This window comes from Deltaproteobacteria bacterium (genome assembly GCA_009930495.1).
Classification (GTDB): Bacteria; Desulfobacterota; Desulfovibrionia; order Desulfovibrionales; family Desulfomicrobiaceae; genus Desulfomicrobium.
In genome coordinates this window covers 1-10,625 of sequence record RZYB01000092.1, presented here as the reverse complement: position 1 = coordinate 10,625, position 10,625 = coordinate 1, and the positions used below count along the sequence as shown (strand labels likewise).

The following is a 10,625-nucleotide window of genomic DNA, read 5'->3' as shown; positions in this document are numbered from 1 at the left end:
TCGATGCCGAATTCGTTGAAGAGATGCTTGTATTCGGGGCGCGCGAACCCATCCAGGGCCATGAGCTCCTCGAATACCGCCTGGGCCTTGTCTGGCTGATCGTACTGCATGTACGTCAGGCCCAGACCGAACAGGGCGCGAACATTTTTTTCGTCCAATCCCAAGGCATTGCGGTATTCCATGGCCGCCGAGAAAGGATGTCCGTTGGAGCGGTGCCGATCCCCCCTGGCCACGGCCTTGGCGATTTTCTGCATGACCGGCTTGACCTTGGACAGGAAGAGATCCACCTCGGGCTGGTACTGGGTAATCAGCTCCGCCATGGTCACCGTGGCCGTCGGCCCCGAGGGCGCAAACTGGGCGTTGAGGGACTGAAGATCCAGCAGGTCGTCATCGACCTGTTTGGCATAATAATAGAGGGTGCTGTCTTCCTTTTTGACCGTGGTCCCGGTTCCGACCTTGAGCGTGGTCCGCTTGGAACACACGCACTCCAGGCCGAGGTCCGTGGCCATGCAATACTTGGAGACCTCGGCGATGGAGCAGGTATCCCGCGCGTCCTGATGTGGTGCCTTGTCCACGAAAGACTAAACCCAGCGGACCATTTGATCCAAGGGACGGCGTGTCTTGCGCCGGGGTGGTTTGATCCGGTAGCCGAAGGCCAGCATGTAGGCCACGCCGTATTCATCCAGATCGACTCCAAAATCCTCGGCCAAAACCTCATCGACCCTATCTTGAATAAAGCCCTCGATGGGGCAGGAATCAATCCCAATCAAAGCCGCCGCCGTCATCATGTTGGCCTGGGCAATGTAACACTGTTTGCAGGCCCAATCGAACATGGCCCGATCGCTGTCCAGCAAACGGAAGTCGGATTTCTGGAAGGTGGCGTAATATTCGGTGCGGGCGGTGATCCGATCCTCCGGAAGTTCTTGGATCTGGCGCATGAAGTCGGCGATTCCGGCGCTGTCGTATTTCAGCAACGGGGCTTTCATGGCCAGGCAAACCAAAAAATGACTGGCCGTGGGAATCTGGGTCTTGCCTCCCCAGACATGCGGCAGCAATTTCATGCGGTAGCCCATGTCCTGGATCACCAGAAACTGCCAGGGCTCGAATCCGAAGGAACTGGGCGAGAGCCGGGCGGTTTCGAGAATGAACAAAAAATCCTCTTCGGAAATCTTGGCCTTGGGGTCGAATTCCTTGCACGCGTGTCGAAACATGAAGGCATCGAGAATGATTTGTTTATCCATGGCTATCTCCAGTGGCTGGGCGGTCGTGAAAAAAATTCCGGGCATCGTGCCCCATCCGATGATTCATGAAAAAAGCACGGCCGATCATACGTCAATCCCCGGCGTCAATCGAGCAACCGGGCCAGCATGTCCCGGGGCAAGGTCAGGCCGTGCTTGGCCAGTTGGGTTTGGCTGAACAATAACTCACCATTGCCGCCGGAAGCGGGCGGGATTTCCTCGGGCTTGGCTCCACTTAGAATCCGTTCCGCGACGTCGGCGGCCATGCGGCCTTGCTCCTCGGCCGAAACGATCAAGCCGCCCACGGCCTTGTCCGCGCTGACGGAAAAATCCCAGAACGCGAAAAGAGGGACCGGAGAATTGGCGGACGTCCAGACCGCGACCTGTTCCGGATCGACGGTCGCACCCGATTCGTCCTTGAGATTATGGTACAGCCCCATCACATAGGCCTGATAATTCTGGCCGGATTCCGCCACAAGACGCTGCCATTCGGCGAAAGTGGGCACCATTTTGATGTCCACCTCGACGCCGGCGATGGTGGTTTCGTCCTGGTTCACGAAAAGCTCCTCATGCGTGGCCCGGGCCGTGAGATCCGTGTCGAAAAGCACGGCGACGCGCCGCAGATCGGGCATGACGGCCTTCATGGTCGCGATGGATTCGGCCAGCAGCGGACGTTCCAGGATGCCGGTGAAATTGCGCGGCCATTGCATGAAATAGTTGCGCGGATTGTTGTTGATGCCCAGAAAAACCACCGGCGTGGAAGTCCGGGCCAGGCGGGGGCCCGTGAATTTTAGGGCCGCGTCGTCACCAATGATGACCAGATCCGGCTTCACCGCGTGATAGGTATCGAGGGCCTTGGCCGCCATGGCCTGGTGCTCTTCCTTGGGCAGCCGTTTGGTGTCCATGTAAAAGAACTCAAGATTGAAGGCTTCGCCCAATTTCGACTTGAGCCCGCGCACATAGCCCGCGTCCCAGAGGTATTCGGCATGGTAGCTCTCGATGACGAGGATTGTTTTCTTTCCATCATCGACACAGGCGCTCAACAGGCAAAAGACAGCCAGCACAACAAGTTTTTTCATGATCAATCCTTATCGGGGTTGCGGTCACATTGCCTCTGCCTCGGGTCGGACTCGGCCGGACGCGGGCCTGGGCATGGCGGGGATGACGGACGCCACGGACGGGGATCCTCCCCCGGGGCCCTGGAAATAACGCAGGCGGACGCCGAAAGGCAAGGAACCGTCGGCAATTTTTTTGAAATAATGCAGGGGGAAAAGAAAACCAGGAGCGGAAAAAAACGCGGATCAAACCCGAATGGACGTCACCCCCTTGGACCCGGCCCGCAACCGGGACAAAATATCCAGCGCGCGCTGGTCTTGAGTCATGGCCTGCTCGTCGCCCTGGGAACGATGCTGATCCAGGCGGGCCTGGAATTCGGCGGCCCAGTCCACCCGGCCCTGGGCATCGGCGGCGGTGAGCAATCCGGATTGGTCGCCGTGGTCGAGAGTCAGCATCCGGAAGTCATCCAGCCCAATGGCGCCGTTGTCGTAAAGGGTCCAGGCCACCTTGGTCATTTCGTCCCGGCTCAAGGCGGTCACGTCCACCGCCTGTCCGAGCTGATGCCAGATGGATTCCTGGGCCTTGGCCGGCGTGGCCGCTGCCGCGGTCTGGGATGCGGGACGGGACACGGCATCGGCCAGGGAACCGATGATGGAAAAAGCGGTCTTGGCGATGCCAAGGACGGCCAGGGGAGCTGCGATCGTCATGGGATACCTCCGGCAAAAAATGCCATCTGCCCTTCCCCATGCACGGCCCATGCCGACATCCATCCGTGTCTGGCGCATCCCAAATGTGAAAAAATTCTTTTCACGGGCACGGGGCTTGCTTTCTTGCCAAACCGGCCCCCAACCCCTAGAGGCTGTTCTTCCTATCTCCAACCCCCGATACCAATGACATCACCACAAATCAAAATACGCGCGCTTTTTTTGCTAATTCTGTTGGCGGCCTTTCCGCCCTTGTCCACGGACATGTATCTTCCGGCCCTGCCTTCCCTGGTTCGGGATTGGAACACGTCCGAAACCACCATCAATCTGACCCTGATCGGCTTTTTCATCAGCTTCAGTCTCGCCCTGCTCGTTTACGGCCCCCTGTCGGACCGTTATGGCCGCAAACCCGTGCTCATCGCCGGCATCTCGATTTATGTCCTGGCCTGCCTGGTTTGTGCCCAGGCCGGCAGCCCGCTGGCTCTCATCATCGGGCGCGTGGCCCAGGGCATTGGCGCGGCATCGGCCGCCACCCTGTCCCTGGCCATGACCAAGGACTATTTCGATGGGGCCGAACGGGAACGGGTCATGGCCCACATCGCCGTCATCGTGGCCCTGGCACCCATGCTGGCCCCGGTTTTGGGCGGCATCATGATGCGCCTGTGGCACTGGTCTGGAATTTTTTACGCCCAGACACTGCTGGGGCTCATCGCCATTCGCGGCGTGTCCAACCTGAAGGAACCGGCGCCCCAGACGTCGAACAGCCTCAAACAGGTGCTCGGGAGCTACTTCCGGCTGATGACCAATGCGCGCTTCATGTCCCTGTGCGCCCTTATCGCCCTGGGCGTGACGCCACTCTTCTGCTTCATCGCCGGTTCATCCTTCATTTACGTGACCCATTTTGGCCTGAGCGAACAGGTCTACAGCTATTTTTTCGCCTTCAACTCCGCCGCCCTCATGCTTGGCTTCTGGATCTGCGGCCGCCTGCTCAAGGCAAACCGGCTGACGAGTCTGCGCATCATTATCATGGGCTACGCCGGGATTCTGCTCGGCGCCACGGCCCTGGCCCTGTGCTCCGACCTTGGCCCCTGGGGCATGGCCCTGCCCATGGCCTTTCTGAGCATGAGTTCGGGCATTTCCAGACCCCCAAGCAACAATTTCCTGCTCGACCAGGTCAAATCCGACGCGGGGTCGGCCTCGTCCCTGATCATGTTCACCTACTTTGTCAGCGGAGCCGTGGCCATGTGGCTCATCGCCCAACCCTGGGACAACAAAATCCCGATCCTGGCCATGGTCGGCATGGTCAGCTCCAGCCTAGTCCTGATCCTGTTGCCGGTTCTGAGCGGCAAGCGTTGGTCCAAATAACAAACGCCGCGCCCAAAGGCACGGCGTTTGACACCAGCGATCACCTCCGCGACACGCTACGGCGCGCTCTCCGCCGCGCCCCGCGCCGATTCCGACACGCAGTGGGCAAAGGACGGGACATAAAAACCGTCCACCAGCTCCTCGGCCAGGGCCTCCAAGCGCGCCACGAAGGCATCGCCAAGGACTTGCTCCAGGGTCTCGTCCGAGGGCAACACATCCATTTCCGGTCCCCGCACCTTGAGCAGAAAGACCCGCCCGTTGCTCATCACGTCGTATCCCACGACGCGGGACAGGCCCTGTTCGTGCAGGGATTGGACATGGGCCTTGATAATCTCGAAAAGTTCCAGGCCCGTGTCCGGCCTGGCGACAATGGAAAAAACACGTTCCGCCACAAGCACCTCCGTGACCCTCTCGGTTTCATAGTTGGGCGAGCTTGTAAACACGACACACGGGCCTTCACAACCGTCGCCAAGCCGCTTACCCTTGCGCATCGTTTCACCCACATCCACGGAATCCATTCATGAAACACCTCAAGGCACCCCGCATGGAGCGATGCATCGGCTGTCACTCCTGTTCCCTGGCCTGCGCGCGTATCGTGCATAAATGCCTGTCCTGGGAAACCGCCGGTATCCGCATTCAATCTTCCGGAGGCATGTCTTCCGGATTTCTGGCCAAGGTCTGCCTGGCCTGCGATCCCGCCCCCTGCGCCGCGGCCTGCCCCACGGGCAGCCTCAAGGCCCGGATTGGCGGCGGCGTCACCCAAAATAAAAAACTCTGCATCCAGTGTGGCAAATGCGTCGCGGCCTGTCCGGTGGACGCCATTGCCCAGGACCGGCAGGGCCATGTCTTTGTCTGCATCCATTGCGGGGCCTGCGTGGATTTTTGCCCCCATGACTGTCTGGAACTGGTGGAGGTGGACGGATGATTTCGGAAACATTCAAAATCTTGGAAGTGAACCTCACCACCGGCCAATCCGGTCCGCGCGACAGGGATGGGGCCGCGCTGTATCTGGGCGGTTCCGGCCTGGCGGCCCGGCTGCATCTTGATCTGGCCCGCCCCGATCTGGCCTGGGACGATCCCACCCAGCCCCTGATCTTCGCCATCGGTCCCCTGACGGGATACTTCCCCTTGATGAGCAAGACGGTCTGCGCCTTCACCTCGCCCGTGCATGGCCAGTACGCCGAGTCCCACGCCGGCGGCCGCGGCGCCCTGGCCATGCGTTTCGCCGGCTACGACGCCCTGGTGATCACGGGCCGGGCCGAACGCCCCGTGGTCCTGCATCTGGGTGAAAACCGCATCGACATCATCGAGGCCGGCTATCTCTGGGGCCAGGACGCCCTGGCCAGTGGCAAGCTTCTGCGCCGCATGCTCAAGGGTTCCGGGCATCGGACCATCATGCGCATTGGTCCGGCCGGCGAGAACAAATCGGCCATGGCCTGCGTCAACGTGGACACCTACCGCCATTTTGGACGCCTGGGCGGTGGCGCGGTCATGGGCGCCAAAAACCTGAAGGCCATCGCCATCGAGGGCGAGGGCGCGCGCGAACTGCCGGCGGGCAAGAGCTACGCGGCTTTATTTCGGGATATTTTCCGTCAGGTCACGGACACGGACATGATGCGCAAATACCACAATCTGGGCACGGCCGCGAACCTGGACGCCCTGAACGACCTCAAGGCCCTGCCCTGGCGCAACCTGCAGGCCACATCCGATCCTGGAATCACCGGCATTACCGGCCAGCGCTTCGCCGACGACACGCTGCTGCGCAACGCGGCCTGTTCCGGTTGCCCGGTGGGCTGCATCCATATCGGATTCGTGCGCGAGAAATTCCAGGCCGACAACCAGTACTTCTACCGTCAGGTGCCCTACGATTACGAGCCCATCTTCGCCACCGGCTCCATGCTCGGCCTGACCCATGCCCCGGACGTGTTGAGCGTCATGGACGAAATCGAAAAGGCCGGGCTCGATGTCATGAGCGGCGGCGTGGCCCTGGCCTGGGCCACCGAGGCCTTGGAAAAGGGCGTGGTCACGCCGGAGCAGGTCGGCCTTGGGCTGCGTTTCGGGCAGGCCCGGGGCTACATGGAGGCCGTGCACCTTCTGGCCGCGGGCAAGACCGAATTCTGGAGGCTGCTTGCCCAGGGCACCATGACCGCGGCCAGGCATTACGGCGGCGAGGATTTCGCCTGCGTCCTCGGCCAGGAAATGGCCGGTTACGCCACGGGCGAGGTTTTTTACGTGGCCCAGTCCCTGGGACTCAGACATTCCCACCTGGACACCGGGGCCTACAGCTACGATCAGTCCAACGCGCCCAAGGACGTGGCCAAGGCCCTGGCCTTTCTGCTGGAAGACGAACGGGAGCGGGTCATCCAGACGTCCATGGTCGCCTGCCTTTTCGCGCGCAAGGTGTACGGACTGGACAGTCTGCGGGCATGCTTGAACGTCCTTGGCGGCGCGACCCTGGCCGACGGCTTGGAACAGGCCGGAGGACGGATTCAGAAACTGCGCTGGCGGGCGCGTCTGGCCGGAGGGTTCGATCCCATGCGCGCCTCCATTCCCAAGCGTTTTCTCGAGGTGACCACCTGGAAAGGACAAACCGATCCGGTGTATCTGGAAAACCTGCGGCAGGCCTATGCGACGGCGATTCGGGACATGGGCCGGGCGGACGCCGAAAAAGCCTGACCATCCCATCACGGCGGGCGCGCCTCCGCCCTTGATGGGGTCCAGAAGCCATGTCCCTGGCGGAATGCGGAGCGGCGCCCCGCGTCGTCCGCCCCTATTCCGCGACGACGATACGATGGACAGCACAGGCCTTGAGCACGGCCTGAACCACCGTGGCCAGGGGAATGGCGAAGAACACGCCCCAGAATCCCCAAATCCCGCCAAACACCAAAATGGCCAGGATCGACGCGATGGGATGCAGGTTCACGGCGCCGGACAAAAGCAGCGGCACCAGGATATTGGCGTCCAGGAGCTGAACAGCCAGATAGGCGATCATGGTCCAGGTGAAATGGCCGCCCCAGCCCCATTGAAAATAGGCGATGGCCAGCACGGGCATGGTCACGACCACGGCCCCGACATAGGGCAAAATGACCGACAGCCCCACCAGCAGGCTGAGCAGCAAGGCATAATCCAAGCCGGCGATCAAAAAACACACATACGTCGCGGCCCAGACCACGAGCACTTCCCAAATCCTCCCCCGAACATAGTTGCCGGCCTGGATTCTGACGTCCAGCCAGACCTGGCTGGCCAGGCTGTGATCCTCGGGCAAAAATCCGCCCACCCAGGCCAGGATTTGCTTTTTGTCCTTCAGGAAAAAAAAGACCATGAGCGGCATCAGCACCAGATAAATCACGAAAGAAAACACCGAGCGCATGGACGCCAGGGAAAAGGCCAGGGCCTGCTGGCCGTAGAGGGACAGCTGGGTGGTCAGGCCGTCGAGAATCGCCTGGGATTGGGACGGCGTCAGCAGCTTGGGATATTTTTTGGGCAAATGCCGCAGCATGTCCTGCCCCTGGGCGATGATGCCCGGTATGTCGTGCACCAGCCCCGTGACCTGGGAGATAAGCAGTGGCACCAAGCCCAAAATGAGCACGGCCAAAAAAAGCATGAACAGGCCGAAAACAACGCCCACGGCCACCAGACGCGGACAGCGCAAATTCTCCAGGGCCCGGACCACGCCTTCCAGCAAAAACGCGATGACCAAACTGGCGATGACCGGCGCCACCAAGTCACCCACCGCCAGCACCAGGACCGTGCACACGGCCAGGACCATGAACAGAATGAATCGCTGGGGGTCGAAAATGACATTGTGCAGCCACTGCCGGATAAGATCCATGAGCATCCTCGCGCGGGTAAAGGGGAACGCACGAATTTAGGCCCGGGCCAGGGGGCGCGTCAATGCGCCTAGCGCGGCGCACTAAAAAAAGGCCGCTCCAGATGGAGCGGCCCGAAGGATTCCGAAGCCAGCCGGCGGTCGGAATCCGGCGTGGGAAGGAGGGCTGGGCGACAGGCCTGTCCGGGAAAAACTACCGGATGAAGAGCATCTCCATGTAGCTCGGCAGAACCCAGAGATCATCGGCGACGATGGTTTCAAGCAGGTCCGCGTGCTTGCGTACCTCGGCCATGGCCGGAAGGATCTTGTCGCAAAAGAACTTGGCCTGGGCATGGGCGCCGTTGCCCTTGTCGCCTTCCACCAGGGCCTGGAGCTCATAGGTCACCTTCTGCATGGCGCGCAGGTTGGCGGTGAGCTGGTCCAGGGTGGTGGTGCCGTATTCCTTGCCAATGGCCTTGAGGTTGGCGCAGGCCTGGGCCAATTCATTCTGATAACGGAACGCGGCCGGGAAGATGATGGTCGTGGCCATGCGGACCATCAAATTGGCCTCGGTCTCGATGGTCTTGCAGTACTGCTCCAGATAAATTTCCTCGCGGGATCTCAACTCGGCCTCGGTCAGCACGCCGTATTTGGTGAACAGCTCGATGGTCGAGGGCGCGGACAGCATGGGCAGGGCGTCGGGCGTGGTCTTCAAATTGGCCAGACCGCGTTTTTCCGCTTCCTTGTGCCATTCTTCGGAATAGCCATCCCCGTTGAAGATGACGGCGTCGTGCTCCTCCATGATTGTCCTGAGCAGCGACTGCACGGCGGCGTTGAGTTTGGAAGGATCCCCGGCCGTGGCCTGTTCCAGCTCCGTGGCGATATAATCGAGGGAATCGGCCATCATGGCGTTCAGAGCCACCTGGGAGCCGGCGATGGACATGGACGAACCCACGGCCCGGAACTCGAAGCGGTTTCCGGTGAAGGCGAAGGGGCTGGTGCGGTTGCGGTCGCCCGGGTCCATGGGCAGGGGGGGCAGGGTGTCGACACCGATGTTCATGACGCCTTTTTGCTTGCAGCTCTTGGCGCCGCCGTTCTTGATCTGCTCGAAGACGTCGGCCAGCTGCTCGCCCAGATACATGGACATGATGGCCGGCGGGGCCTCGTTGGCGCCCAGGCGATGGTCGTTGGAAGCGCTGGCCACGGTGGCGCGCAACAACGGGCCAAACTTGTGCAGGGCGCGAATGGCGGCGGCGCAAAAAACCAAAAACTGGGCGTTTTCGTGCGGCGTGTCGCCGGGGTCGAACAAACATCCGACTTCGTCGTTGCCGATGGAATAATTCAGGTGCTTGCCGGAACCATTGATGCCGGCAAAGGGCTTTTCGTGCAGCAGGCAGACCATCCCATAGCGCTTGGCCACGCTGCGCAAGACGGTCATGACCAGCTGGTTGTGATCCGTGGCCAGGTTGCCCTGCTCGTAGATGGGCGCGATTTCGAACTGACTGGGGGCGACCTCGTTGTGGCGCGTCTTGACCGGCACGCCCAGCTTGAACAGCTCGCGGTCCACTTCCATCATGAAGGACAGTACGCGACGGGGAATGACGCCGAAATATTGGTCCTCGAATTCCTGGCCCTTGGGCGGCTTGGCTCCGAACAGACTCCGGCCGGCGATGAGCAGGTCCGGACGGGCAAAGACAAAATTGCGGTCAATGAGGAAATATTCCTGCTCCGGGCCGGCATAACTGGTCACGGGCAGCTTGGTCTCGACGCCAAAGAGCTTGAGCACGCGCTTGGCCTGCTTGTTCAGGACCTGTATGGAGCGCAACAGCGGCGTTTTTTTGTCCAGGGCCTCGCCGGTCCAGGACACGAAGGCCGTGGGGATGCACAGGAAGGTGCCGTTGGGATTTTCCAGAATGTAGGCCGGACTGGTCACGTCCCAGGCGGTGTAGCCACGGGCCTCGAAGGTGGCGCGCAGACCGCCGGAGGGAAAGCTGGAGGCGTCGGGCTCGCCCTGGATGAGCAGCTTGCCGCTGAACTCGGCGATGGCGCTGCCCTTGCCGTCCGGGGTCAGGAAAGAATCATGCTTTTCCGCGGTCAGACCGGTCAGTGGATAGAAAACGTGGGTGAAATGGGTGGCGCCTTTCTCGATGGCCCAGTCCTTCATGGCATTGGCCACGACATCGGCCACGGACGCATCCAGCTTTTCACCCAACTCAATGGTCTTCTTCAAGGATTTGTAGACATTCTTGGGCAGGCGGTCGCGCATGACAATGTCATTGAAGACATTGCAGCCAAAAACATCGGTGGGCGAGGTTTCGCTGAAATTCAAGGGATCGTGCAGGGGTTTATAATCGGTGATGGCCTTGATGGCGTCCCGACGGGCCGAAAGTCCGCTCATGATATCCTCCAGGACAAGTTACGAATATGTTCTGCCGTGCAGTATCAGGCAAGATG

General features: G+C 60.8%; 10 protein-coding genes. 3 read left to right on the top strand and 7 right to left on the bottom strand.

From position 1 onward, the window contains the following. The 4 genes from EOL86_08770 to EOL86_08755 form a co-directional block, all read right to left on the bottom strand. Positions 1-575 (bottom strand): hypothetical protein (locus EOL86_08770; protein ID NCD25668.1); only part of this gene is annotated, 575 nt, incomplete at its 3' end. Between the two features lie 6 nt (positions 576-581). After that, a complete protein-coding gene (locus tag EOL86_08765) occupies positions 582-1,241 on the bottom strand; it encodes an NAD(P)H-dependent oxidoreductase (protein NCD25667.1) in 660 nt (219 codons plus the stop codon). Between the two features lie 104 nt (positions 1,242-1,345). Continuing rightward, a complete protein-coding gene (locus EOL86_08760) occupies positions 1,346-2,317 on the bottom strand; it encodes a sugar ABC transporter (protein ID NCD25666.1) in 972 nt (323 codons plus the stop codon). Between the two features lie 222 nt (positions 2,318-2,539). Beyond that, positions 2,540-3,001, bottom strand: coding sequence for a hypothetical protein (locus EOL86_08755; protein ID NCD25665.1), 462 nt, complete (start codon positions 2,999-3,001; stop codon positions 2,540-2,542). A 183-nt stretch (positions 3,002-3,184) separates the two neighbouring features. Between EOL86_08755 and EOL86_08750 the strand changes: the two genes are divergently transcribed. After that, entirely contained in the window at positions 3,185-4,363 is a 1,179-nt protein-coding gene (locus EOL86_08750; GenBank protein ID NCD25664.1) for a Bcr/CflA family efflux MFS transporter, read from the top strand. Between the two features lie 56 nt (positions 4,364-4,419). Here the strand turns inward: EOL86_08750 and EOL86_08745 are convergent, their stop codons facing one another. Beyond that, positions 4,420-4,755: a hypothetical protein gene (locus EOL86_08745; protein ID NCD25663.1), complete on the bottom strand. Its 336-nt coding sequence runs from the start codon at positions 4,753-4,755 to the stop codon at positions 4,420-4,422. Between the two features lie 128 nt (positions 4,756-4,883). Between EOL86_08745 and EOL86_08740 the strand changes: the two genes are divergently transcribed. Then, positions 4,884-5,288, top strand: coding sequence for a 4Fe-4S dicluster domain-containing protein (locus tag EOL86_08740; protein NCD25662.1), 405 nt, complete (start codon positions 4,884-4,886; stop codon positions 5,286-5,288). Next, entirely contained in the window at positions 5,285-7,039 is a 1,755-nt protein-coding gene (locus EOL86_08735; GenBank protein NCD25661.1) for an aldehyde ferredoxin oxidoreductase, read from the top strand. Before EOL86_08740 ends, EOL86_08735 begins: the two co-directional genes overlap by 4 nt. 94 nt (positions 7,040-7,133) lie before the next feature. Here EOL86_08735 and EOL86_08730 read toward each other — a convergent pair whose 3' ends face one another. Both EOL86_08730 and EOL86_08725 read right to left on the bottom strand, forming a co-directional pair. Then, a complete protein-coding gene (locus EOL86_08730; protein NCD25660.1) occupies positions 7,134-8,195 on the bottom strand; it encodes an AI-2E family transporter in 1,062 nt (353 codons plus the stop codon). A 190-nt stretch (positions 8,196-8,385) separates the two neighbouring features. Next, complete coding sequence (locus EOL86_08725; GenBank protein ID NCD25659.1) at positions 8,386-10,569, bottom strand: glutamine synthetase type III; 2,184 nt, start codon at positions 10,567-10,569, stop codon at positions 8,386-8,388. Between the last annotated feature and the right edge of the window lie 56 nt (positions 10,570-10,625).